The sequence below is a fragment of the Streptomyces sp. NBC_01264 genome, assembly GCF_026340675.1.
GTDB lineage: Bacteria > Actinomycetota > Actinomycetes > Streptomycetales > Streptomycetaceae > Streptomyces.
Map to the genome: position 1 here is coordinate 5,352,683 of NZ_JAPEOX010000001.1, position 24,204 is coordinate 5,376,886.

Below are 24,204 nucleotides of genomic sequence, written 5' to 3' on the forward strand. Positions count from 1 at the left end.
GGGGCGACCGCGTACGTCCAGTACGCGAGCGCCCCGGCAGCACGCCCAGGCACGGCACCAGACGCCGCGGACTCGGCCGGCAAGATCCGAAAGAGACGACCTAGGTCGACCGGCCCCCCAGCACCCTCCGCGCCACCGACGTGATGTGCAGTTCGTCCGGGCCGTCCAGGATCCGGGCCGTGCGGCCCGAGCGGTAGAGGGCGGGGAGGGGGGTGTCGGGGCCCAGCCCGGCCGCGCCGTGGATCTGGATGGCGGCGTCGGTCACCTGCTGGAGCATGCGGGCTGCCGCCACCTTGGCCAGGCCCACCTCCACGTGCGCGTCCCGCCCGGCGTTGATCGCGGCGACGGCCTCGTGGACGAGCGGCCGGGTGGAGCGCAGCACCAGGAGCGACTCGAAGACGTGGCTCTGCACCAGCTGGTGGCTACCGAGCGGGCCGCGCGATCCGGTACGGGAGTTCACGCGCGCGCACATGAGGTCGAAGGCGCGCTGCGCCTGGCCCAGCCAGCGCAGGCACCGCAGGGTGCGGCCCAGTTGGAGGCGTTCCGCGGCGATGGCGAGGGCCCGGCCGCGTGCGCCGAGGAGGTGGTCGGCGGGCACGTGCACGCGGTCGAACTCGATCTCCCACTGCCCGGCCGCGCCCAGCACCGGCAGCTCCCGCACCACCCGGAAGCCCGGGGAGGAGGTGGGGACGACGAGCAGCGACAGCCCCGTACGGTCGCCCGGCCGCCCGTCGGTGCGGGCCAGTACGGTGACCAGATCGGCCTCGGCGGCGTGCGAGGTGAACCACTTGCGGCCGCTCAGGGTCCAGCTCCCGTCCGGCTCTTCCACCGCGCGCGTGGAGGTGAGGTACGGATCCGTGCCCGGGGTCTCCGGGTCCGTCATGGCGTAGCAGGCGCGCAGTTCGCCGACCGTCAGCCGGCGCGGGTACAGCGCGCGCACCCGCTCGCCGCCGTGCCGCCACAGCATCGTGGCGTCGAGCAGCGGCGCCGATCCCAGCGCCGCCGGTCCGTGGTCGCTCGCCCCCTCGGCTTCGGCGAGCCGCGCGTAGCGCGCCAGGTCGAGCCCCTGGCCGCCCAGTTCCCCGGGGAGCGGGAGGGCCCAGAGGCCCGCCTCCTTCGCGGCGGCCTGGAGCTCGCGCAGGGCCGCCGCGGCGGCGGGGCCGCCCGCGTCGAGGACGGGCTCGCGGGGCATCACCCGCTCCCGTACGAACTCCGCCACCCGGTTCCGCAACTCCGGCTCCGCGCAGTCCGGTTCGCGTGGAACGCGCGTCGCGCTGCCTTCCTCCTGCGCCACTCGGCTCTCCACCACTTTCCTCCAGCCCGCCGGGAACCCGTGGGAACGGCAGTGCGACTGCCTTCCCGTGGAACTGGTCGGGCGGGCCCGCCCCTTGGTTCCCGTACGGGACCACCTGCGGCGCCGGCCGACCGCCGGGCCGGGAGATGAGGAGAGGCATGGCGTCACCCGCCGTCACCCAGACCGCTCGGCCGCTCGACGGGCTGCGTTTCACCACCTCGGGACCGCCCGCACTCGCCGGCCCGGTGGCCGGGCACCTGAGGCTGCTGGGAGCCGTCGGCCCGGATGCCGGACAGGCCGACGGGGGCGTCCGGGGCGACACCGGGCCGGCCAGCGTCACCTTGGAGGACACCGGCTCCGGCACCGACTCCGGCCTCTCCGCCCGCGCGACCGCCACCGTCGCCTGGTCCTCGGCGGGGGCGGCGCTGCCGGCCGTCACCGACGAGGCGACCGTGCAGGCCGCGACCGGGATCATGGCCGTGCACGGCCGCCGCGACGGCCTGCCGCGGGGGCTCGCCGTGGACTACGCCACCGCCGCGACGGCCGTCCTCACCACGCAGGGCCTGCTCGCCGCCCTGCTGGCCCGGGCCAGGGGGTGCGAGGGCGCCGCCGCGCAGCCGCACACGTACGTGGACCGGGCCGGGCTGCTGGTCGTGTCCCAGTACCTCGCCGCGAGCGGCGCCGACGAGGGCGAAGCCGCCGAACTGGCCCCCGGCGGCCCGCCCTTCACCGCCGCCGACGGCACGCTCTTCGAGCTGGAGACCCTGGATCCGGGTGCCTGGGCCGGGTTCTGGCGCGCCCTGGACGCCCCCGCCGACGCGGTACGGGCGGGCTGGCGGCCCTTCCAGTTCCGGTACGCCACCGCGTGCGCGCCCTTCCCCGGAGCACTGCACGCCACCACCCGGGCCCACGGCTGGCAGCGGATCCGCGAGGCGGCGGCCGGCTCGGGGGCCGAGGTCTGCCGGCTGCGCAGTCTGGCCGAGCGGGCCGCCGAGGAGGACGGAGCCGCCCCCTGGACCCTGGCCCCGTACGGCCCCGGTGGCCGCGCCCAGCCGAAAGCGCCGCCCTCCACCCCCGGCCCCCTCGCCGGTATGACCGTCCTGGAGGCGGGCCGTCGCGTCCAGGCGCCGCTCGCCGCCCATCTGATGGGGCTGCTCGGCGCCGAGGTGATCCGGATCGAGCCGCCGGGCGGTGACCCGCTGCGCGGCATGCCGCCCGCCTGCTCGGGGATCTCGGCCCGCTGGCTGGCCCTGAACCGGGGCAAGCACGCCGTGGAGATCGACATCAAGTCGCCCGCCGACCGGCTGCGGCTGGCCGCGCTGTCGGCCGGAGCCGATGTGTTCCTGCACAACTGGGCCCCGGGTAAGGCGGCGGAGCTCGGCCTGGACGCCGCCGACCTCGCGCGGGTGAATCCCGCGCTCGTGTACGCGTACACCGGCGGCTGGGGCACGGACCGGATCGCCGATCCGCCGATGGGCACGGACTTCATGGTCCAGGCCCGCACCGGCGTCGGCGAGGCGGCCCGACCCGAGGGTGAAGCGCCCGCGCCCTCCCTGATGACCCTGCTCGACGTGCTGGGCGGGCTGCTCGGCGCCGAGGCGGTCCTCGCGGGGCTGCTGCTGCGCGAGCGCACCGGACGCGGGGTCCGCGTGGACTCCTCGCTGCTCGGCGCCGCCGACCTGCTCACCGCCCCGGCCCTGCTCCGCGCCCGGCGCGGGGAGCCCGGCCGCCGGCCGGCGGGCTTCCGTACGCCCCTGCGCACCGCCGACGGCTGGATCGCCCCGGCCGACGCGGACGCCCGCGCGGCGGCGGCCACCCCCGGGCTGGCGGAGCTGTCCACCGAGGACGCCCTACGCGCGCTGCGCTCGCGCGGCCTCGCCGCGACCGCCGTCACCACCGACCTCACCGACCTGCACCACGACCCGCGCTTCGCCGGCTCGATCAGCCGGGACGCGCACGGTGCCCCCGCCGTTCCCGACCCCTGGAGCTTCGTATGACCGTCGCCCTGCACGATCTGCTGCCCGTGGGCCTGCGCCGCTCGTGGGCGGTCGACGGAACCTGCCCCGACCTCGACCTCTACAGCCTCTTCCGGGCCCGCCAGATCTCCGACCTGCACCACACCGCGGTCATCGATTCCAAGGGCAAGCTCTGCTACACCGCGCTCGACCGCAAGGTGCGATGTCTGGCCACCGGCCTGGCATCGCTCGGCGTACGGCCCGGCGACGTGGTCGGTGTCCAACTCCCCAACGGCCGCGACGCGGTCATCGCGGACCTCGCCCTGGCCGCCCTCGGAGCGGTGGCCCTGCCCTTCCCCGTCGGCCGGGGCGCCCAGGAGGCCCGCTGCCTGCTGCGCCGCGCCGAAGCCGTGGCCGTGATCGCCGCGGTGGAGCACCGGGGCCACCGCCACGCGGCCGAACTGCGCGACCTGGCCCCCGAACTGCCCGCGCTGCGCCATGTCGTCGCCGCCGGCGGACCGGCCGGCACGGAGCCCGAGGGAACGATCCGCCTCGCGACGCTGCTGCGCTCCGACCCGGCCGCCTTCGTCCCGTCCCGGCCCGACCCCGACAGCGCCGCCCGCATCCTGGTGTCCTCGGGCTCGGAGGCGGAGCCGAAGATGATCGCCTACTCCCACAACGCCCTCGCCGGCGGCCGCGGCAACTTCCTCGCCTCGCTGATGCCCAACGGGACGCCGCCGCGCTGCCTGTTCCTCGTCCCGCTCGCCTCCGCCTTCGGCTCCAGCGGGACCGCGGTCACCCTCGCCCGGCACGGCGGAACCCTGATCGTCCTCGACCACTTCACGCCGGAGGCGGCCCTCGCGGCGGTGCGCGAACACCGGCCCACGCACGTCCTCGGGGTGCCCACGATGATCCGGATGATGCTCGACCGGCTGGAGGCGGAGGCCTCCGACGATGTCGCCGCAGATGCGCGGCCGCTTCCGTCGCCCACCGCCCTGATCCTCGGCGGCGCCCCCCTCGACGAGACCACGGCCGAGAGCGCGAGCCGCGCCTTCGGCTGTCCGGTCGTCAACCTCTACGGCTCGGCCGACGGGGTCAACTGCCACACCGGACTGGGCGCGACGGCCTCGGACCCCGAGGGCACGGGCATCGCCGCCGGCCGCCCCGACCCCCGGGTCGCCGAGATCCGGATCACCGACACCGAGACGCACGAGCGGCTCCCCGACGGGGCGATCGGGGAGATCATCGCCTGCGGCCCCATGACCCCCATGTGCTACGTCGCCTCCCCGGACCTGGACGCCCGCTACCGCACGCCCGAGGGCTGGGTCCGTACCGGCGACCTCGGCTTCATCGACGAGGACGGGGTCCTCCACGTCGTCGGCCGCCTCAAGGACATCGTCATCCGCGGCGGCGCCAACATCAGCCCCGCCGAGGTGGAACGGGAGCTCTCCTCCCACCCCCTCGTCCGTGACGTCGTCTGCGTCGGGGTCCCGGACGAGGTGATGGGCGAACGCCTCGCCGCCTGCGTCGTCCCCCGGGGCGCGCAGCCCCCCACCCTCGACTCCCTGACCGGACACCTCACGCTGCGCGGCCTCGACCGGCACAAGCACCCCGAACGCCTGCTGCTGCTGACGGAACTCCCCCTTACCCCGGCGGGCAAACCCGACCGCGCGATGCTGCGCGCCCGGGCCGGCGGAGCCGCCACGACCGCCGTCCTCACCACGGGGACGCCCGCAGGGACGCCCGCCGGGGTGGGCGCGTAGACGAAGGCGGGGCGGCCCTGAAGCGACCGCCCCGCCCTGCCCGGCTCCTGACTACGGGGCCGCCTTGCCCATGGCCTTCTTCAGCTCGGCCCCCGCGTTGCGGTAGACCGGCAGCAGGTCCAGGTCCTTCCCCGGATAGTTGACGATCCGCACCTGCTGCGCGCCGGAGTCCGGCAGCACGGTCCCGGTCGACATGTGCGCGTTGTCCAGGACCAGCGCGGGCTTCTTCGCCGACAGCTCGGCCAGCTGCGCCGGGGTCACCGCCTCGGGGCCATAGGTGCCCACCGTGGTGGCGCCCGCCAGCTTCGCCGCCCAGGCGGTGAACACCTGGCTCACGACGGCCGGGCTCTTGCCGCCGGGCCAGGCGGCCTGGACGTCCTTGGCGACCCGCCCGTACTCGACGTCGAAGTCCGCCGCCCACTTCGCGGCGGTGTCCGGCGTGCCGAACATCGCGCCCAGTCGGGCGACTTCGGCCTTGACCTTGTCGGCGTCGTTGTCGAGGTTCACCTCCACCAGCTTCGCCTTCGACCCGGCGGCCTCCTTGATCTTCGCGGCGTACGGCTCGAACGGCGCGTACAGCACGAAGTCGGCCCCGGCGACGGCGGCGAGGTCGGAGGGCTTGGGGTCGTAGTCGGGAGCGTGGTGCACGGACTGCGGCACGATCACCTTGACGTCCTGCGCACCCGCGGACTTGGCGAAGGCGCCCTCCCAGGTGGTCGTCACGACGACGACCGGTCGGCGGCCCTTGGCGGTGTCCTCACCACCCCCGCTGTTCTCGGTGTCGCTGTCGCCGCAGCCGGTCACCAGGGCCAGTGCCAGGCCCAGTGCCGTGCTCAGTGCGAGGAGGGAAGTGCTGCGGACGCGGGTTCGCGGCGCCATGAGCTGATTCTCCGTTCGGGTACGAGGTGCACCGCGAGGACGAGCGCCCCCGCGGTCAGGACGAGGACGGGCCCGGGGGGCCAGTCCAGCCGGAGGGCGACGAGGAAGCCGGTCAGGTTCACGAAGACGCCGATCCCCACCGCCCACCCGGTGATCGATTTCAGCGAGGTGCCCAGCCGGCGCGCGGCCAGGGCGGGCAGCAGGGTCAGCGCGTCGACCATTAGGGCGCCGGTGAGCTTGATGGCTCCGGCGACCGCGACCGCGACGAGCACCAGCAGGACCGTGGTCAGCGCCCGCACCGGCACGCCCGAACACTGCGCGAGCTCGCGGTCGTACAGCAGCAGCGCCACCTCGCGCCGCCGCCACCAGAACAGGCCGGGCACGAGGACGGCCAGCACGCCGAGCACCACGAGATCGGCGCCGCCGACGGACAGGATCGAGCCCCACAGCAGCGCGAACGCGCCCGAGGCGTTCACCCCGGAGACCGCGAGGAGCAGCAGCGCGGCGGCGATCGCCAGGCTCATCAGCAGCCCCATCGCCCCGGACAGCCCGTCCGGGGTCCGGGCCAGCGGGGCGACCCCGGCTCCGGCCAGGGCGCAGGCCACCAGCGCGCACAGCATGGGATCCAGCCCGGTGAGCAGTCCGACGGCGATGCCCAGCAGCGCCACGTGCATCATCGCGAAGCGCACCGGCATGATGTCCAGCCCGACGATGACCACACCGATCACGGGCAGCCCGACGGCGGCCAGCAGCAGGGCGAAGCCCGCCCGCTGCACGGGGGCCAGTTGCAGCAGGGTGCCGAGGTCGGCGCCCGCGGCCAGGACGGCGCTCACCGGACCTCCCGCAGCCGCCCGGCGGCCATCTCCAGGACCCGGTCGCAGCGTTCCGCGAGCGCGCGGTCGTGCGTGACGACGACGAGCGTCACGGGCAGCGCCGCCAGGACGTCGGCGGCCTCGTCCTGCCCGGCGAAGTCCAGGGCGGCGGTCGGCTCGTCGGCGAGCAGTACGCCGGCCCCCGCGGCCACGCAGCCGATCGCCCGGGCCAGGTACATCCGCTGCAACTGCCCGCCCGACAGGGTGTGCAGGGGCCGCCCGGTCAGCGGCCCCACCCCCAGCCGGTCGGCGGCCTCGGCGGCCCCGCGCGGGTCCCCGCTGCTGGCGAGGAGCTCGCCGCCCAGCAGCGGGAAGCGTCCGGCGGCGGGCTTCTGCGGGATCCACGCGCACGCCCGCCGCCGCCAGGCCGGGTCGCCCTCGCGGCCGCCGACCAGGATCTTCCCGCTGACCTGCGGGTGCAGCCCGAGCACGGCGCGCAGCAGGGTGGTCTTGCCCGATCCGTTGGTGCCGGTCAGTGCGACGCGCTCGCCCGCGGCGATCTCCAGGTCGACGCCGGACACGGCCTCGACCCGCCCGTGCCGGCAGCCCACCCCCTCCATCCGCACGTCCAGCCCGCCCATCCCACGCCCCTCCGCTGTCACCGGTCGCCCTTCCGCGTGGAGTTGGTCGTGCGGAGGGGGCCCGCGGTTCCGGCCGGGTGCAGGCGGGTTCGCGCCGTCCAGCCGGGCGGGACCGGCCATTCCGCTCGGGCGTTCCTTTTTCTACAAGCGCCCGGGCCCGCCGGGAGCCATGATCACGCCGCCACCTCCCGTGGTGATCAACACGCCTGGTGATCAACATGCCTTTGGTCAAAGGGAGTCGAGCCATGTCCGAGACCGTCCGCACCCCTCGCCGCACCTTGCGGAGCGCGGCCCGCCGCAGCGTCACCCGCAGCAGCGCACTCCAGTACCGCGCGCTGGCGGCCGCCGTCGTCCTGGCCGCGACCGGAACCCTCCTCGCCGCCGCCCCGCAGCCGGCCCACGCCGCGCTGCCGGCGCAGTCGATAGCCGACCCCGTGCACTACTGGAACGACGTGCTGCAGAACGTCTTCCGCCGGGTCGGCGGCGGGCCCGTCCCGATGGCCAGATCGGCCGCGATGATGAACGCCGCGATCTACGACGCGGAGTCCTCGTACCAGCTGAAGTGGAAGGGAAAGATCACCTCGGAGCCGTACCTCCAGGCGGTGAGCTACGTCGGCTGGATCGAGGGCCCGGACGAGGAGGAACGCGTCATCGGCCGGACGGCGTACAACATCCTCCTGGGCCTCTACGGCAACAAGCAGAGCCGCTACGCGGACCAGACGCAGTACCTCGACGCACGCTTCCGCGAGCGGTTCGGCACCGAGCCCACCGCCGGCGACTTCCTCGACCTCTCCGTGGTCGGCACGATGGTCAAGCAGATGACCGACGCCCGCACCGGCGACGGCTCCGACAACCCCCAGGTCTACGTGGGGGACAACAAGCCGGGCGCCTGGCGGCCGACGAGCTACCCCGACATGCCCGACGCCTCCTGCGACGAGGACAGCGACGCGGTCAGCCCGTTCTACGGCCAGGTCAAGCCGTTCTCGCTGGGCTCCGGCTCCCAGTTCCGCCCCACCACCCTGACCCAGTACGGCTCGTACGAGGCCCTGGTGGCGAGCGACGCGTACAAGCAGCAGGTCGAGGCGGTCCGCACGGCCGGCGCCGGCAAGCCCACCGCGGCCACCCCGGTGATCAACCGGACCCCGGACCAGCTCGCCGCGGCCTGGTTCTGGGCCAACGACAACAACGGCACCTACAAGCCGCCGGGCCACATGCTCCAGGCCACCCGCGAGGTCGCCAAGGCCCGCGGCCTCGGGGTCTACGCCAACGCCCGCCTCTTCGCCCTCGTCTCCCTCGCGATGGCCGACACCGGGATCGCGGTCCGCGACGCCAAGTTCGCCACGCCCATCGACCTGTGGCGGCCCGTCTCGGCGATCCGCGAGGGCGGCCTCGACCCCCAGTGGAAGCCGCTGCTGAAGAGCCCGACGGGTGTCAACGTCAGCCCCTGCTTCCCCGCGTACGTCTCCGGCCACGCCTCCTTCGGCGGCGCCTGGGCCGGGGTCATGAAGCGCTACTTCGGCAGCGACACCATCTCCTTCGACCTCACCACCGACGAACCGCAGGCCCCGGTCAAGACCCGCCACTTCACCAGCTTCAGCGCGGCCGGCAAGGAGGACGCGGACAGCCGCATCTGGCTCGGCGTCCACTACCCGTGGGACGCCACGGACGGCCTCGCCCTGGGCGAGAAGGTCGCGAACCAGGTCTTCACCACGAAGCTGCGCACCCTGTAAGCCGCCTGACCGGCCGACCCGCGGGCCCGACCTGACGGGCCCGACTTGACGGGTACGGCCCCACCCGGCCGGATGACGTAAGCCTTTCGTCATCCGGCCGGGCCTGGCCCCACCCCCCCGCCCGCGGGTTGAATTCCCCTGACGGCCGGACGGCCACCCGCGAGAAGGGCCACGACAAGTGACGCAGCACCAGCAGCAGAACCCGGCGAAGAAGCGGGGCGCCGTACGCAGGCTCCTGACGGTCCTCGCCCTCCCGGCGGCCCTCCTCCTCGCCGTCGGCCTGTACTGGTTCCAGCCATGGAAGCTCTGGCAGGACGCGACGGTCCACGAGTCCCTCCCGGCGGCGGCCCCGGCCGCGGCCGCGCCCACCACGCCCACCACGTCCACCACGTCCACCACTCCCACCACACCGCGGACCCTCGCCCAGGGCACGCTGATCAGCCACGAGCACACCACCACGGGCACCGCGAAGATCATCCGGCTCCCGGACGGCTCGCACACCCTGCGCCTGGAGAACCTCGACACCAGCAACGGCCCCGACCTGCGGGTCTGGCTCACGGACGCCCCGGTGAAGGAGGGCGTGGCGGGCTGGCGGGTCTTCGACGACGGCAAGTACGTCAGCCTGGGCAAGCTCAAGGGCAACAAGGGCGACCAGAACTACGCGCTCCCGGCCGACCTGAACCCCTCCGACTACGGCAGCGTCACCATCTGGTGCGACCGCTTCGACGTCTCCTTCGGCGCGGCGCCCCTCACGACCGTGTGACACACCGGCAAGTTCCTGAAGAGACGGCCTGGCCACCACCACCTCACGGCCTCGCCGCGCGAACATGGCCCCATGACCACTCCCGCGACCCCGATGGACACCGTCACGCTGGAGCGCCGCATCGCGGCCCGCCCGGAAACCGTCTTCGGATTCTTCACCGACCGCGACGAATGGCTGTCCTGGATGGGCGCCGACGGCACGTTCTCCTTCGAGCCCGGTGGCCCGTACCGCACCCGGGTCACCGGGGAGAACGTGGCGTCCGGCCGCTTCCTGACGCTCGACCCGCCGGCCCGGCTCGTCTTCACCTGGGGCTGGGAGGGCGGCACACCCATGGCGACCGGCTCCACCCGCGTGGAGATCACCCTCGAACCCACCCCCACAGGCACCCTGCTCCACCTGATCCACAGCGGCCTGCCCACCTCGGAGGCCTGCGAGGCACACGCGGAACTCTGGCAGCACTACATCGACCGCCTGGCCGAGCGCGCGGAGGGCGGCACCCCCACCCCGGACCCGTGGGCGCGCCCTACAGCGACTCGCTTGCCGCCCTGTCCATGAACTTCTGCAACGCGGCCAGCTGCTGCCGCACCGCACCGAGGAACTCCTGGTGGATCTTCTGGGCGTCGATGCCTTCGAGGCTTGCGGCGGCATAGGTGTCGTTGACGAGCTTGCCCGCATGAAGATAGTGGGTGCCGATCTCGTCCAGGTCCCGTTTGCCGGCCTCCGTCGTCACGAGGCGCACGGTCGTGGTGGCCCGCGCGAGGTCCATGTTGGCCGGTCCGTACTCCTCGTCGAAGAGGCGGATCCTGTCCTCGTCGGTCTTGGTGGGGTCGAGGCTGATGATCAGCAGCTCCGAGGCCTGGGTGACGAACTTGTTCGTGCTGGCGGAGAGGTCGACGTAGGCACCCCGCCGGATGTCCGCCCGCCGCTCGTCGTCTTCCACCCGCCGCGCCGCGGCCTCGTCCTGGCGGGCGTGCTTGGCCTCGGTGTAGACGAGCACACTGCCCCCGAACCCGGCGAGGGCCCCGATCAGAGCTCCTCCGAGAGCGGCAAGGATCGTCGCCCGCTGCGTACGGCGTTCGCGGGCTCCGCCGTTCGCTGTATCGCTGTTCTCCGGCATGAGGGATGAGTACCGCACCCCAGGCGATCGCCACCTACAACCACCTGTAGGTATGAACGCGGCACGACACCCACCACACAGAAAGAGCCGGTGCAATTTGCTCTGCACCGGCTCTCACCTGGTCTTACGAAGTCGGGGTGGCGGGATTTGAACCCACGACCTCTTCGTCCCGAATGAGGTCCGGGACGCGACTCGACCTGCTGCAACCGCAGTAGCAGCAGGTCAGAGCGTTGGTAAGCGTTGGCTAGAAGGGGTCCCACGAGGATACCTTCTCGCGGTTTTCTCCCAGGCTTCTCCCAGGTCATCCCGTCACGGCTGGCTGGCCGCCGTGGGCGCCGTCGACTTCTGGCTCTGATCGCCAGCCTCCCTGACCCTGCTAAGACGAGGCCGGTTCGGATCTTGGCATAGCCGGTCTGGCTGCGTATCAAGGCGGTACCTTGAGCGACACAGCAGAGAAGCGCATGGAGGGGCGTGGGGGAATGTCCAAGATTGATGATGATTTCGAGTCCAGCATCCTCATGAATATTGATGAAACTGAGGATGCTGACGACTCTGAAGATGATGCCCAGCTTCCGGAGGCCCTGCACAATGCTGTTGCCGCCATAGAGGCGGCTGGGTTTGAAAGGGGACCAGACGGTGAGACGCTTGACGGTGTTCGGCTTGTTCGATTCGTGAAAGGTGATGAGTCGAAGCCTCGGCGTGAGCTCGTCTCTGTTGCCTTGGGGGATCTTGTCGCTGTGGCGGAAGGGTTGGCCGCGTACCAGGAGAGTGAGGAGTATAGGGGGATCCTGAATCGGGATGGCTCCTATGTTGAATTTATGCTTCAGGTTCCGAATCGAGTCTTGTCGGTCGGACGGATTGTCGAGAGGATGGAATGGGAATATCGGCTGTCAGCCTGTGGGCATTCCTTTGAGCGTGAGACGATCCAAACTAGGATCCGACAGTATTCGCCTGGGTTTCATCTAGCGGCGCCGAATGGTGACGCGTGCGTCGAGCTTTCGAAGATGAGCCCGACGGCAGGGTTTTTGATGTCTGATGGGCGCCGCTTCCGGTCGGATTTCGTTGACTACACGCTTAAGGTCATGTGTTCCTCGCCCGCCAGGCTTGAGGATCGTGTTGGCCGGGCGCAGCAGGTGGCAGACAGCGTGCTCTTTGAGCTGGATGCAAAGTTCGATCTTGCGCTGAGCTTGAAGCCTAGAGAGTCGTCCAGCGTCTTGGGCGGGCGGCGGAGGCTCGGCGGGAAGGAGGCTATTTCGTTTCCCTCGACGGAGATTCCGCGCGAGGTGGCTGCGCTTTTCTCCTTCGCCTCTGAAGCGGTAGACAATCCTCCATTCTCCTTCCTCTCTTACTATCAGGTGCTTGAGTATTACATGCCTCTCACTTCGAGGAGGGATGCTCTTAAGCGGATTCGCCGCGAAATACGCGACTTCTCCTTTAATGTCGCTAGCGACGCCTCGGTGCTGAGAGTGCTGAATGCGACGGAGCGGGCGAAGGGGGTGAGTGAAGAGGATGTGCTGAAGATCCTGGTGCGTGATTGCGTGCGGGAAGATCGACTGTTGGAATTCTTTGAAGCTGACGGTTTTGTGCAGCACTTCTCGCAGAACGGTCCAATTGCTGGCGTCTCTCCGATCAGACTTAAGGGGACGAATGAGCCGGTCGCTACTCAGGTGGCGAAAAGGGTGTATGCGTTGCGGAATCGGATCGTTCACGCCAAGGATGACCCGAAATATGCGGAGAGGCCTCAGTTGTTGCCCAGGGGGAATGAGGCGAACTCCCTAGGGCCGGATATTCGGCTCGCACGGTTCATTGCGCTCGAAACCATCAGTGATACACAGGATTGATTCGATTCAGCGCCTCCCGAAGAAGGGGCAGAGTTTCATGAACGTTGCACCGCCTGCGCCGGCCCTGTGCACCAGGTGCGGTACGAAGTTGAGCCGAACCAACACGGATACTGTGTGCAGCCCCTGTCGCCGGGCCGTCGGCCCCAGAGCGGCGGGTGGCCAAGCGGCGGTTGCACCTGCCGCGGACTCGCCGCACTGGCTCGCCGGGGACACGGAGCGCAGTGCCCCTCCGGACGGATCGAATCTGGCCGACGTCCTCAAGGCGTATCGGGCACTCCACAAGCTCAAGCAGCAGGACCTTGCCGACCTGCTCGGCTACGACCAGTCGTACGTGTCGTTACTCGAACGCGGCAAGCGGACCATCCGCGACATGGTCGAGCTGCGCAGGCTCGCACACGCCTTGGCCCTGCCGGAGGACGAGCTAGGCCTGCTCCCGCCGGCCGAAGCCGTGGGAACGGTCGGAGCACCCGCAGGCGACCCGGGCGGGCGGAACCCGCTCGCCGCCATCGACGACCAACGCCGCTGGCGCATGACGCGCCGCGAACTCAATCGCCACCGGGCCGACCTCACGAAAGCCGCGGCGGCCCTGTACCCGGAGGTGGCCCGCGCAGGGAACAGCCCGGTCCTCACCCGCGAGTCGTGGATGTGGCCCGAGCCGGTCGACTTCGCGGACATCGAGCTGTCCTGGCTAACCCAGACGCTCCCGCCCGAGGTGAGCGGGCGGGAGAAGGCGTCGGAGGGCGTGCGGCCGCTCGCCGCGAACGGCGCCAAGTTCGATCGCTACACCCAGGCGATCCGCATGATCGACCGCCCCTCCCTGTTCGTGAACCGACCGAGCTTCCGCCTGCTCGACATTTCCCGGACGGAAGGCCGGCCGAAGTTGTCGTTCGGGTACACGACCTACTTCGACATGGCCGACGTCTGCGAGGGCGTGGCGCACGAGCTGGCGAGCGCCTGGCTGAAGACGGGGAGCGACCCGGCGTGGATCGGCGATCCAAGCTGGGCAGAGCTTCCCTTCCGTACGCTCGTCGGCGACCCATTCGACCTGGCTCACCGGCCGCTGCTGCCTTCGATCGACACCTTGACCATTCGGCTGGGCCCGGAAGGTGCTTCGTTCCCGCTCCACCACCGGTCGGCGAGCAACGTCGCGCTGGCCGGCGGGAACTACCACGTCATGCCAGCAGGGGTGTTCCAGCCGTCCTCGGTGATGCCGTGGGACCAGTCCAACGACTTCAACCTCTGGCGCAACGTCCTTCGCGAGTACGCGGAGGAGTTCCTCGGCGACCCTGAAGCCGACGGCAGCAGCGGTGAGCCGATCGACTACGACGGCACGGAGCCGTTCCGGACGCTCAACCAGGCACGTCGGGAAGGGAAGGTGCGTCCGTTCTGCTTCGGGATCGGTCTGGACCCGCTCACGTTGGCAGGCGAGATCCTGAGCGTGGTGGTCATCGACGCCGAGGTCTACGACTCCGTCTTCTCCGGCATGGTGTCGAGGAACTCAGAGGGCACCGTCGTGGCCAGCCGGGCCGGTGGCAGCGGCGCCGGAATTGAGTTCACCGAGCCCAACATCCGGCGCCTGCTGGACAATGAACCTCTGGCGTCCGCTGCTGCCGCGTGCCTTGATCTGGCGTGGCAGCACCGCGGGCTCATCCTGGGCTGAGAGGTAGATCAGTGCGCGTACTTGTGACCGGGGCCTATGGGTTCGTAGGGAATGCGGTCGTACGACGGCTCGCCGAGGCAGGCCACGAGGTCGTGGCGCTCACGCACCGGCCAGCAGATGCTCCCCTCCCGGAGCTGCCGGTCTCCCGGGTCTTCCGCGGGGACATCCGGGACCGGAAGGCTCTTGAGGGAGCCCTCGACGGTGTCGAGGGAGTGTGCCACCTCGCGGCTCTGACCCGCGTCCGCGAGTCCTTCGACCGGCCGGAGGAGTACCAAGCGGTGAACGCTGGAGGCACGGAGGCACTGCTCGACGCGCTGGCTGCAGTCTCCCCGGGTCTGGCCCCGAGGGTCATCTTGGGCTCCACGGCGGCGGTCTACGGTGCACCCGAGCGGCAGCCCATCGGCGAGGACACCGTGCCCGCGCCGAGCAATCCCTACGGTGTCTCGAAGCTTGCTGCGGACGATGTGCTCAGGGCCCGAGCAGAGGCGGGTGCGGTCGAGGCCGTGAGCCTGCGCTGCTTCAACATCTCGGGGGCCGTGTCGGGGGTAGGGGACGCGGATGAGAGCCGGATCATCCCGAAGGCGGTGGCAGTAGCGGCCGGCCGGTACCCGCAGCTGGAGATGAACGGCGATGGCGACGCGATCCGGGATTTCGTGCACGTCGATGACCTGGCGCGCGCGTACGTGCTGGCCCTGGAGGCCAGCACCTCAGCCTCGTACCGCGTCTACAACGTCGGCGCCACGGCGGCGAGCATGCGGGAGATCGTGGCCACGGTCGAGCGGGTGACGGGAAGGGCGGTGCCCGTAGTCCACCGCCCCCCGCAGCCCGAGCCGCCGCGGCTGGTCGCCGACATCTCCAGGATCACCACTGACCTGGGGTGGAAGCCTGAACGGTCCGGCCTTGAACAGCTGGTCGCTGACGCATGGTCGGTGGTTTCCACCAGCGGTCACTGAGGCTTGGCCAAGCGGCCCTTGACGCTCTCCGGCAGGTTGTCGAACGCCTTCCGCCAGTGCTCAAGGGCCGCTTCGCTGTTTGTCGAGCCGGTGCCGTCCTGGCCCAGTGACGCCCGTAGGGCCGCCTCGACCTCCAGGCCTGCCAGCAGTAGCGGCAGCGCCCAATCCGCAGCGCCCTGCGAGTGGTCCGCGAGTCGGGGCGGGAACTGAGCGAAGACCCCCTTGCCCTGGTGGCCGACCACGTATCCCTCCGCTCGCAGCAGCGACACGGCGTTCTTCACCACGGTGCTGGAAGCGCCGGAGCTGTTGATCAGATCCTGTGCCGAAGGCAGTGCGGCGCCATCGGGGAGGTCGCCGCTGCGAATGCGTTCCCGCAGGTCATCGGCCAGCTGAAGGTATGCCGGCTGCCCTCGAAACTCGGTCATCGGGGTGCTCCTCCGCTCGCAGGTGATGTACCTAGTACACCAGTCTCCCCGGATCCATTCCCCCCGACCTGAGCCGAGCTACTTGCCAACATGGTGCACTAGGTGCACCATGTTGTTCAGAGGGCAGCGAGCAAGCGGCAGACCTCATATGACAAGCCGTCATTCGATTCCGGAGCTCTACGCGGACAGGCTTGTCGCAAGCAACGAGGCCGCCGGAAACGGCGGTTCGGTCGCAGACAGCTGACTTGCGAGGGGCCTTCTTTGGGCTGCTCTGAGCACCAGCAGCACCTCTTGGCGTCCGGCGTGTCCCGTTCTTACGGGAGCCCTTCGGGGTTACCGCGCCCGTCGGAGAGCCACCGGCTTTTCCTTGAGAACTGAAGAGTGATCGTGCGGGGCTGACGCGAGTCGGCGGTCGCGGTAGGTGCCTAGGACGAGGGTCCGGGGGCAAACCGCCGTGATGGACGTCGACTCCCCCTATGCGCTTGGCAGGCGCCACCCGAACTTGGGTGTGGGGAGGTACAGCGTGGCCCCAACGCACGTGGCGGCAAGAGTGAGACCGCCCCCGTGACGACCGGGTGATGTCGTCGGCGGCACGCCACCCTGCACCGATTCGTGCAGGCCGCCTGCTGGCGTCAGAGCAGTGACGATGACGCACCGATCAAGGCTCGGGACCCCGCTGCAGCAACGGCGGTGGCGAAGCCTTCCCCACCCGCATCCTCCACGGAGGCAGCAGTGATCCGCTTAAGACCCTGGGCCCTGCCCGCACTGGACCGGTGCGGCCAGGATCGCCCCTCGTGTCGTTCGACCCTCCGCCGCACTAATCGTGCGGCGGCCGGTTGCCTCCTCTACCCGTCCGGCGCCCTTCGGGTGCTGTACGGGCGGGGTTGAGGGGAGCCGGAGACACCGGCCCCGGAAGGGGTTCGAGATGGACAAGAAGCTCGCGGCGGCTATCCAGCGTGACAACGACCTGGAGGACGCCGGCATGCACGGCGACCACCGCAAGACCTGCTGGACCCACCAGAGCTGGGCCGAGGAGTGCCAGGACCAGCCGCTGCACACCAACCCGAGCGTCAGCCACTACCCGCGCCCGGCCTGACCTTCCACCCCAACGACGTGCGGCCCCGGTGCTGTAACACCGGGGCCGCTTCGAGCCGTCCACCTGCTAGGGAGAACACGACTCATGAAGCACATCGCCGCACTTCAGAACCTCGTTACCCCGTGGCCCGACGACCTTGAGCCGTCGGGTGCGGAGCTGGACGCGATCGAGTTCGAGATGCCGCTGATCCTGGCGGAGGTCGACCTGCTCGACGCGGAGATCGCCGTACTGGACCGCGCGCCCTCCGAGCTGGACGAGCGGCGGATCCGCCGGGCCCGCCGCAAGGCGCTGACCGTACGGCGGACGCTGACCAACCAGGCCGCCGCCGCGAGCATGCCGGGCGGTGCCGCATGAACGCCACCCTCGCCTCGCTGGACGCACCCCTGAGGGTCCTGCGCATCTTCGCCGCCGAGTTCCCGCACCTGCCGGCCCCCTGCGTACGGCTGACCACGATCTGGCCGGACCGGCTGGAGCTCGCCTTCCACGACGACCTCGCCGCCTTCGAGTCATGGCGCGAAGCTCTCGGAATCGCCCCCGAGAGCGTGAGCCACGATGTTCAGAACGGTGGCCGTACGCACCGGCTGGAGACGGAGGTCGACCACGCCGGCGCACGCCTGAAGCTGGTCGGCTACACCAGGATCCCCACGGTCGACGAGGCGCGTTCATGGGTGGGGGCCGCATCGTGAACAGCGTTCAGATCCGTTCATCCGAGCGCGCTCTCTCGTTCGGGACGTGGCTGATCGTCGGCGGAGCGATGCTCTACTCCGTCCTCACCGTCACCCCGTTGATGGCCGCACACACCCCGCCCGAGTGGCGGTGGACGGCACCGATCCTGCCGCTCGTCGTGGATGCGGCGGTGGTCATTGTGGTCCGCCTCGACTCCGTCCTGGCCCGTCTCGGCGGGCATGGGGGCGCCTGGCCGGTGGCGCTGCGGTGGATGACCGGCACCATGACCCTCGCCCTGAACATCGGCGTATCCGCGCTGGCCGGGGACATGGTCGGGGTTGCCGTCCACTCCGTCGCACCCCTCCTCCTCATCGTCACCGCGGAGGCAGGGCTCGCCTACCGGCGGGCCCTGACCGCCGCCGTCCTCGCCGTGGAAGCCCGCAAGCGGGCGGAGCAGGATGCCCGGGACCGGGCCGCGGCGGAGCGGGAGGAGAACCGGCTGAGGGCCGCGCGTGAACAGCGCGAGCACGAAGCCGCGATCGCTCGTGAACAGCGTGAACACGAAGCCCGGTTGGTCCGCGAGGAAGCCGACCGGCAGGACCAGATCCGCCGCGAGAACCTGGCGCAGGCCGAAGCTGCCGAGCGGGTGGAGCGCGAGGCCCGTGAACGTCGTGAACACGAGCGTGAACAGCAGCGGATCGAGCGTGAACAGCTTGAACGCAAGGCCGCGCAGAAGCGCGAGGCGGAGGCCCGGGACCGGGCCGAGCGTGAACGCGGTGAACGGCTCCGTAAACAGGAGCGGGTCGAGCGTGAACGCGCCGCCCTCCTCGCTGCCGGAGCCCCGGACGAGAAGCTGAAGGAAGGCCAGGCCCTCGCCACCGTTCGGGCCGCGTTCGATGCGGGACTGCCCGTGCGGGTGGCCGCGGAGCTGACTGGCTGGTCCGTCGGCTGGGCCTCCGGCCGCTACCAGGAACTCCGCGACGCGAACAGCCCCACCGTCCCGGCTCTTGAAGGGGCCACGTCGTGAGGCCGACCCCGCTCAGTGCGGCAGCGACCCTGCCCATCTACACCTGGCGCCTGGCCCCGGACGGGCTGGCCACCCGCCGCCAGCTCCGCGCCGCCGGCCTCCGGCCCGGCGGGCAGGACGTCGTCGCGCAGGTGGAGCGGCCCCGCTACCGGCGCGAGCCGCTGGTCGCCTTCCTGTACCGGATAGAGCTCGCCCGCCCGGTCCGCCCCATGACCCCGGCCAAGGCCGCGGCTCTGGCGAAAGCCAACGCAGCCCGCCGTACCTGCCCCACCTGCCGGGCCGATGCCGGGTACGTCATCCCGGCCTCGCTCGGCACGTGCGTCCCCTGCGCCTACCCCGATGAACAGCACGCCGCCTGAACCGCCCCCGGCCTACCGGGGGCGGGCTTCACCGACCGCACCCACACAGCACTGGAAGGAGGAACCACCGTGTCCGCAATCGACTGGGACGAGGAGTTCACCCGCATGAACCCCGAGACCGCCGAGAAGCCCAGCACGTCGTCCAAGTTCTCCGTCAAGCTCGGCGGGGTCCGCCGCAACACCGCCGCGCTCGCCGTCTGCGGCACGATCGCCGTCCTCGCCGTGTGCGGAACGGTCGTCGCCGTCACCAGCATGCAGAGCGACCAGACGGCCCAGGACCGTGCGCGCGCCCAGGAGAAGGCCGCGAACGCCCTGGTCGAGGCCGAGGCCGACAAGCAGCGGGCCCAGACCGAGGAAGCCGCGGCCAAGACGCTCTACGAGCGCGAGATGACCGTCTACCTGGAGTGCATGAAGATCCGGGCGGCGGCCGTGGCCAAGGCCTCCTCCTACGACGTCTCCAGGATCGCCTCGTGCACCGCCCCGACCCTCGGCGGTACGGCCCCCAAGAAGCAGGAGACCACCACCGAGTCCAGCGGCGACATCACCTCCAGCCCCTGGCTGTGGGCCGCCCTCGTAGGCGGCGGTGGCCTCTTCGCCTACAAGAAGCTCTCCACGCCCGCCAGCTCCTCCGGTTCCAGCGCTGCAGTCTCCGCTAACAACAAGGGATTCACCTTCGAGAAGGGTGCATGAAATGACGCTCCAGTTCTTCGCTCTCGCACTGTTCTGCTGGGCCCTGTTCTTCACCTTCAAGAAGACCAAGGGAAAGCAGATGGCGATCTGCGTGATGCTGATCGTCTCCGGCATCTTCCTGCCGTACACGCCGTTCAGCGACGAGATCCGAGGCACCCTCGAATCGGTCTTCAACACGGCGAACACCACGGTCAGCAACGTCGGCACCTCACGCTAGGCGACCAGCCGCACGGTTACCGGTTACCGGTTACAGGCCCCAGACACCGCCTCGCCCCCGACCCAGGGGCCCCGAACCGGCGTCCGCAGGGGCTGTAACCGGTAACCGGTAACCGCTCAGAGCTACACAGTGTCACTGAGGGAGGCTCGTGGAACTCCTCATACTCCTCGCCATCACGTACCTCGTGGGCGTCGACAACACGCACGACAAATACGAGAAGGCGGGAATTAAGAAACCCCCGCCGAAGTCGAAATCCAAATGGGAGCCGACGAAGGCGCCGGACACCTTCCGAAACGCCTCCTACAATGCGGCAGCAAAAACCCATTACGGGCTCCTCGCGGGCGCCCACTGGGCCGGTGGACTGCGCGACGGTTGGCGCTCCGCCTACCTGAAAAAGCCGAACCGTGCTCCTTCCGGTTCGTCCTCTGGTACGGCTCCTTCGGGATCCTCCGGGCCCCTGTCGGGAGCCACCATCCCGCCGAAGCCCACCACACCCCCGACGGCTTCAGCACCGCCACCGAAGCCGACCACGGCCACCACGCCGCCGCCTGAGGCGACCATGCCCCCGGCACCGCCGAAGCCCACGACGCCCCCGACCCCGCCGCCGGCCACGGCCCCTACTGCTGAGCCGGGGCCGACGATCCCGCCGCCCGGCACCGTCCCCCCGCCGCCGACCGTCACGCTCCCCGACCACATCCGGAAGGACCCCGCGATGCAGCCCAACCCGCCCGTCCCGCACACCGCGACCGTGGACGCCAAGGGTGTCCACGTCACCACCGCCGCGGGGAAGTCCCGCACCTACAGCAGCGGCGAGGTCATCAACCTCACCCAGGTCATCGACCTCGCCGAGGGCGCGGCCACCCTGTGCCAGTCCAGCTCCGAGAAGTGCCTGGAGCTCGTGGACGAGTCCACGCAGCTCGCGGCGGACTGCGACGTGCTGATCGCCGAGATCACGGAGAAGGGAGTCGGCGCGAACCTCATCGGCAAGTGCGAGCACCTCAAGGAGCAGCTCGACCTCCAGGCCGCCGCCGCCAAGAAGTTCCACGACCAGATCCAGGGCGGCGAGGAAGCCTGCCGGACCGCCTCCCAGAACGCCGAGGTCCGCCACGGCGGCATCTTCCGCGCGGTCGCCGACTCCCCGCTGACCAAGCCCGCCGAGCGCGACTTCTACAACGCCCGATAGAGGAGAGGCCCGCATGTCTGCCACCGAATCCCTCAAGGACGCCGCCACCTACGCGCTGCTGCGTACCAAGCTCGCCTGGCTCACCCACCAGGTCCACGTCCACGGCGAGACCGTCACCAAGCTCGCCGCCGACGTCGACGAGACCGCCGAACAGATGCAGGACGCCTCCGAAACGATGAAGGCCCTCGCCGTCGACGACGCGACCACCGCCGAGTTCGCGGACGCCGCCCTGACCATGACCGGCGCCAAGGAAGCGGCCGGCGAGTACAACTCCGCAGCCGACAGCGCGGCCGCGGCCGCCGACGACGCGAAGACCACCGTCGAGTCCGACCACGGAGGCATCGCGGACGCTGTGGACACCTCCCCCGTCGAGATGGCCGAAGCGGCCTTCTACGCCCAGCAGTAAGGAGACCAGGACCATGGGGCCGACCCGAGCACAGTTCATCCAGTACGCGCCCGCCGCCCTCGCGCTGGCAGCAGCCGCCGCCGGCCCCTGGTCCGCCCTCGCCGCAGCAGCGGCCGGAGCGGGAGCCTGGGCCATCAACACCTCCGCCCCCGCCCTGCGCTCCCTGATCGCCTGCGGGTTCACCGGCACCGGCTGCGGCATCGCCGCCCACCAAGTCCTCGCCGCGGGCATGAACCCGCTGTTCGCCCTCGGGCTCGCCGTCCCGGCCGGGGCAGCCGCCCTGGCCCACCACCGCAACACCACCGGCCAGCTCCCCGCGCTCCCCGCCACGACCACCGGCTCGGCGGGGCAGAGCTCGCAGGCGCAGATCATCACCGCCTACTGGAAGGAGTTCATCTCCGGCCCCACCCAGACTGAGGGCCGCAAGCTCATCCAGGCCGGCGCCGAGCTCGCGCAGCTAGGCCTCGACGTCGGGGACGACCACGTTGCCTTCACCGGGGTCATCACGCTGCCTCAGGGGCAGCAGGTCCGCGTGAAGGCGGCCGACATCGCCTCCGTCTACGGGATTCCCACCTCCCAGGTGGAAATGGGCGATCCCAAGCACTTCGCGCCCAACGCGCTGCCGGTCCTGGTCCACCTCAAGAAGGCCGCTGTGGCGCCGCAGATCGCGGCCGGTGCCCCCACGACCCCCGAGGAGCTGTGGGCCGCGCACGTAGCCATCCCGGAAGGAGCGATGCCCGGCACCACCCTGACCCTGACCCGCTACAACGGGCCCCTGGACTGGGAGGGCATCGCCACCCGCGAACGCAAGGCGATCGGGACCGTCAACATCCAGGACCTCGCCGGGAACCTCGACCTGGAGACCATCCAGGTCGCTCTCGCTCCCACCGACAAGCCCTCGCAGATGGGGGTGCGCGTGATGCGAGAGCACTCGCTGATGCACGGCACGATGCTTTCCTCGGTCGTGGACGAGCTGTCCATGGATGCGCGCGGATACGTCCGCCTGGGTACTTACATCGACGCCAACGCGGCCCTGGTCCCCTTCGCGCAGCCCGGTTCTGGCGCCCGCCACCTGTACCTCGTCGGCGGCTCCCGCTCCGGGAAGTCCGGGATCCTGGAGCAGATCCTGCTCTCCGCGCACAGGTCGCGTATCGCGGTGATCCTGGCGTCCCCGCAGGCCGGAACCATTGCCGGAGCGGGCCTGGCCGCGTACTGCGGTGACGGCCTGGACGAGGCGATGGGCGCCCTGCGGCTGGCCTACGCGCTGATGCTCGACCGCGAGGCCCGCTACCGCTCCCCGGCCTTCCCCTTCACCGACCCGCTGGTCCTGTTCGTCATCGACGAAGCGCACATGCTGCTGTCGGTCTCCTCGCCGTACCACGCGGAGGCCAAAGCGATCGTCGAGCAGCTGACCCGCCGGTCACTCAAGCGGGGCATCGGCGTCATCCTGGCCACCCAGACCCCGCTCGCCGAAGACCTCGGCAACTCCACCGTCATCCGCTCCCAGCTCCTCATCGGCGGCGGCGCGGTCTTCCTGCGCTGCGCCCGAGGCCAGGGCTCCCTGGTCGGAGCGAACGCGGTCGAGGGCGCCGAGGGCATCGACCTGTCGAGGATCCCCTCCTCGTGGCCCGGCCAGTACGCCAAGGTCGCCGACCGGGACATGACCGGCCTTGCCACCGCGGCCGCCGCCGGCCCCGAGGACGGCACCTTCGGCCTCGGCTACCTCCTCACCCCCGGATCCCAGGCCGTCCAGTTCCGCTCCCTGCACCTGGACGTCGCCCCCGTCTCCCTCGCCGGAGACCCGACCCCCGTCGCCATCGAGGACCGCGAAGCCTGGCGTCACCGCGAGGCGATCGCACAGACCCCGCTCGTCGACCAGCGCGGCAAGAACCTCGTCGGCAGCCTCACCGACCTCCTGCACAGGGCACAGCAGGGACCGACCGCACAGCCCCAGCAGCGGCCCCAACAGGGCTCCACCGGCCCCGCGAGCCCTGCGGGCCCGGAAGGGCAGGAGCCGATCAAGCCGCGCATCCTCGCACTCCTTCGGAACGGGAACATGCCCATGACCGTGGAGACCATCGCCCGAAAGCTGGGCACGCCCGTGAACCACATCAAGCCCCGCCTGACCGAACTGAAGAAGCGGGACGAAGTCACCAACGAGAACGGACTGTGGAGGTCAGCAGCATGAACACCCGCACCGATACCGACTTCACCCACATCGACCCCGACCTGTACGCGAAGGCCTTCGAACTCCTCGACCCCGCGCCGGAACCCGCCACCCCTGCGGCCCCCGCGGTGCCGGTTCCGGTCTCCCTCATCCTGGCCGCCCCGCCGGTGCGCCTGACCGGCGCCGTCGAGAAGACCCTCACCAACGCCCTCGCCTTCCTCGACACCCAAGGCTGGGCCAAGGGCAGGCTCATCCACCCCGAAGGCGCCCGCTGCTCCATCGGCGCCCTGCGAGCAGCGGCCGGCGCCCGCAACGACGCCTACCGGGACGCGGGCAACCTCCTCCTGGACGAGGCCCGCCAGCAGCACGGGAAGGGGTGGGAGGCGATCCCCTCCTGGAACGACTCCCACACCGGAGCGCAGGTCCGCAGCGTGTGGGAGGCCGCCATCCAGCGCGCCCACCACATGAACATCTGACCGGCGGCAGCGTCCAGCAGGCCCGCCGACACCCATCTCAGCCCAGCCCCACGCCCCGCTCGGAACCCCTTCCGGGCGGGGCGC

General features: G+C 70.8%; 25 protein-coding genes. 19 read left to right on the top strand and 6 right to left on the bottom strand.

Features of this window, described 5'->3' with window-relative positions; translation table 11 throughout:
* Positions 1-100: 100 nt before the first annotated feature.
* Positions 101-1,294 (bottom strand): acyl-CoA dehydrogenase family protein, encoded by a 1,194-nt coding sequence (locus OG435_RS24950; protein WP_266882046.1) that lies wholly within the window; start codon positions 1,292-1,294, stop codon positions 101-103.
* 158 nt (positions 1,295-1,452) lie between these two features.
* Here OG435_RS24950 and OG435_RS24955 point away from each other — a divergent pair, with 158 nt between their 5' ends.
* Complete coding sequence (locus OG435_RS24955; protein WP_266879899.1) at positions 1,453-3,291, top strand: CoA transferase; 1,839 nt, start codon at positions 1,453-1,455, stop codon at positions 3,289-3,291.
* Complete coding sequence (locus OG435_RS24960) at positions 3,288-5,012, top strand: class I adenylate-forming enzyme family protein (RefSeq protein ID WP_266879901.1); 1,725 nt, start codon at positions 3,288-3,290, stop codon at positions 5,010-5,012. Before OG435_RS24955 ends, OG435_RS24960 begins: the two co-directional genes overlap by 4 nt.
* A gap of 51 nt (positions 5,013-5,063) precedes the next feature.
* Here the strand turns inward: OG435_RS24960 and OG435_RS24965 are convergent, their stop codons facing one another.
* From OG435_RS24965 to OG435_RS24975, 3 genes are read right to left on the bottom strand one after another with little or no spacing between them, the layout of a single operon-like run.
* Positions 5,064-5,891, bottom strand: a complete 828-nt coding sequence (locus OG435_RS24965; protein ID WP_266879903.1) for a metal ABC transporter solute-binding protein, Zn/Mn family — start codon at positions 5,889-5,891, stop codon at positions 5,064-5,066.
* Positions 5,846-6,724, bottom strand: coding sequence for a metal ABC transporter permease (locus OG435_RS24970; RefSeq protein WP_266879905.1), 879 nt, complete (start codon positions 6,722-6,724; stop codon positions 5,846-5,848). Before OG435_RS24970 ends, OG435_RS24965 begins: the two co-directional genes overlap by 46 nt.
* Complete coding sequence (locus OG435_RS24975) at positions 6,721-7,344, bottom strand: metal ABC transporter ATP-binding protein (RefSeq protein WP_266879907.1); 624 nt, start codon at positions 7,342-7,344, stop codon at positions 6,721-6,723. The genes OG435_RS24970 and OG435_RS24975 overlap by 4 nt, the downstream gene beginning before the upstream one ends.
* 245 nt (positions 7,345-7,589) lie before the next feature.
* Here OG435_RS24975 and OG435_RS24980 point away from each other — a divergent pair, with 245 nt between their 5' ends.
* The 3 genes from OG435_RS24980 (at position 7,590) to OG435_RS24990 (ending at position 10,392) form a co-directional block, all read left to right on the top strand.
* Positions 7,590-9,074 (top strand): vanadium-dependent haloperoxidase, encoded by a 1,485-nt coding sequence (locus OG435_RS24980; RefSeq protein WP_266879909.1) that lies wholly within the window; start codon positions 7,590-7,592, stop codon positions 9,072-9,074.
* Between the two features lie 235 nt (positions 9,075-9,309).
* Complete coding sequence (locus OG435_RS24985) at positions 9,310-9,837, top strand: DM13 domain-containing protein (protein WP_266882048.1); 528 nt, start codon at positions 9,310-9,312, stop codon at positions 9,835-9,837.
* 72 nt (positions 9,838-9,909) lie between these two features.
* On the top strand, positions 9,910-10,392 hold the full coding sequence (locus OG435_RS24990) for an SRPBCC family protein (protein WP_266879911.1): 483 nt from the start codon (positions 9,910-9,912) through the stop codon (positions 10,390-10,392).
* Here the strand turns inward: OG435_RS24990 and OG435_RS24995 are convergent.
* Complete coding sequence (locus tag OG435_RS24995) at positions 10,361-10,954, bottom strand: hypothetical protein (protein ID WP_266879913.1); 594 nt, start codon at positions 10,952-10,954, stop codon at positions 10,361-10,363. The two genes, OG435_RS24990 and OG435_RS24995, sit on opposite strands and share 32 nt — an antisense overlap.
* Before the next feature lie 437 nt (positions 10,955-11,391).
* Between OG435_RS24995 and OG435_RS25000 the strand changes: the two genes are divergently transcribed.
* The 3 genes from OG435_RS25000 to OG435_RS25010 are packed head-to-tail and all read left to right on the top strand — an operon-like array spanning position 11,392 to position 15,408.
* Positions 11,392-12,795: a hypothetical protein gene (locus OG435_RS25000; RefSeq protein ID WP_266879915.1), complete on the top strand. Its 1,404-nt coding sequence runs from the start codon at positions 11,392-11,394 to the stop codon at positions 12,793-12,795.
* 37 nt (positions 12,796-12,832) lie between these two features.
* Complete coding sequence (locus OG435_RS25005; RefSeq protein WP_266882050.1) at positions 12,833-14,455, top strand: helix-turn-helix domain-containing protein; 1,623 nt, start codon at positions 12,833-12,835, stop codon at positions 14,453-14,455.
* An 11-nt stretch (positions 14,456-14,466) separates the two neighbouring features.
* Entirely contained in the window at positions 14,467-15,408 is a 942-nt protein-coding gene (locus OG435_RS25010; protein ID WP_266879917.1) for an NAD-dependent epimerase/dehydratase family protein, read from the top strand.
* On the opposite strand, the gene OG435_RS25015 is transcribed toward OG435_RS25010, so the two are convergent.
* Positions 15,402-15,833 (bottom strand): winged helix-turn-helix domain-containing protein, encoded by a 432-nt coding sequence (locus OG435_RS25015; protein WP_266879919.1) that lies wholly within the window; start codon positions 15,831-15,833, stop codon positions 15,402-15,404. The genes OG435_RS25010 and OG435_RS25015 overlap by 7 nt on opposite strands.
* A 925-nt stretch (positions 15,834-16,758) precedes the next feature.
* Between OG435_RS25015 and OG435_RS25020 the strand changes: the two genes are divergently transcribed.
* From OG435_RS25020 to OG435_RS25070, 11 genes are all read left to right on the top strand, one after another.
* Positions 16,759-16,929, top strand: a complete 171-nt coding sequence (locus tag OG435_RS25020) for a hypothetical protein (protein WP_266879921.1) — start codon at positions 16,759-16,761, stop codon at positions 16,927-16,929.
* 84 nt (positions 16,930-17,013) lie between these two features.
* Complete coding sequence (locus tag OG435_RS25025) at positions 17,014-17,283, top strand: DUF6284 family protein (protein WP_266879923.1); 270 nt, start codon at positions 17,014-17,016, stop codon at positions 17,281-17,283.
* On the top strand, positions 17,280-17,615 hold the full coding sequence (locus OG435_RS25030) for a hypothetical protein (RefSeq protein ID WP_266879925.1): 336 nt from the start codon (positions 17,280-17,282) through the stop codon (positions 17,613-17,615). The genes OG435_RS25025 and OG435_RS25030 overlap by 4 nt, the downstream gene beginning before the upstream one ends.
* The gene (locus OG435_RS25035) at positions 17,612-18,622 is read left to right on the top strand and encodes a DUF2637 domain-containing protein (protein WP_266879927.1); all 1,011 of its coding nucleotides are present in this window, start codon (positions 17,612-17,614) and stop codon (positions 18,620-18,622) included. The genes OG435_RS25030 and OG435_RS25035 overlap by 4 nt, the downstream gene beginning before the upstream one ends.
* A complete protein-coding gene (locus OG435_RS25040) occupies positions 18,619-18,981 on the top strand; it encodes an RRQRL motif-containing zinc-binding protein (RefSeq protein WP_266879929.1) in 363 nt (120 codons plus the stop codon). Before OG435_RS25035 ends, OG435_RS25040 begins: the two co-directional genes overlap by 4 nt.
* A gap of 69 nt (positions 18,982-19,050) precedes the next feature.
* Positions 19,051-19,671: a hypothetical protein gene (locus OG435_RS25045; protein ID WP_266879931.1), complete on the top strand. Its 621-nt coding sequence runs from the start codon at positions 19,051-19,053 to the stop codon at positions 19,669-19,671.
* Position 19,672: 1 nt separating this feature from the next.
* Positions 19,673-19,888, top strand: a complete 216-nt coding sequence (locus tag OG435_RS25050) for a hypothetical protein (RefSeq protein WP_244291186.1) — start codon at positions 19,673-19,675, stop codon at positions 19,886-19,888.
* 712 nt (positions 19,889-20,600) lie between these two features.
* Positions 20,601-21,071 (top strand): hypothetical protein, encoded by a 471-nt coding sequence (locus OG435_RS25055; protein ID WP_266879934.1) that lies wholly within the window; start codon positions 20,601-20,603, stop codon positions 21,069-21,071.
* 13 nt (positions 21,072-21,084) lie between these two features.
* Positions 21,085-21,477 carry a hypothetical protein gene (locus OG435_RS25060; protein WP_254382010.1) on the top strand — a complete coding sequence of 131 codons (393 nt, stop codon included), beginning with the start codon at positions 21,085-21,087 and terminating at the stop codon, positions 21,475-21,477.
* Between the two features lie 13 nt (positions 21,478-21,490).
* Positions 21,491-23,665, top strand: coding sequence for a type IV secretory system conjugative DNA transfer family protein (locus tag OG435_RS25065; protein WP_266879937.1), 2,175 nt, complete (start codon positions 21,491-21,493; stop codon positions 23,663-23,665).
* Positions 23,662-24,120, top strand: coding sequence for a DUF6197 family protein (locus OG435_RS25070; RefSeq protein ID WP_266879939.1), 459 nt, complete (start codon positions 23,662-23,664; stop codon positions 24,118-24,120). The genes OG435_RS25065 and OG435_RS25070 overlap by 4 nt, the downstream gene beginning before the upstream one ends.
* The last annotated feature ends 84 nt before the right edge of the window (positions 24,121-24,204 follow it).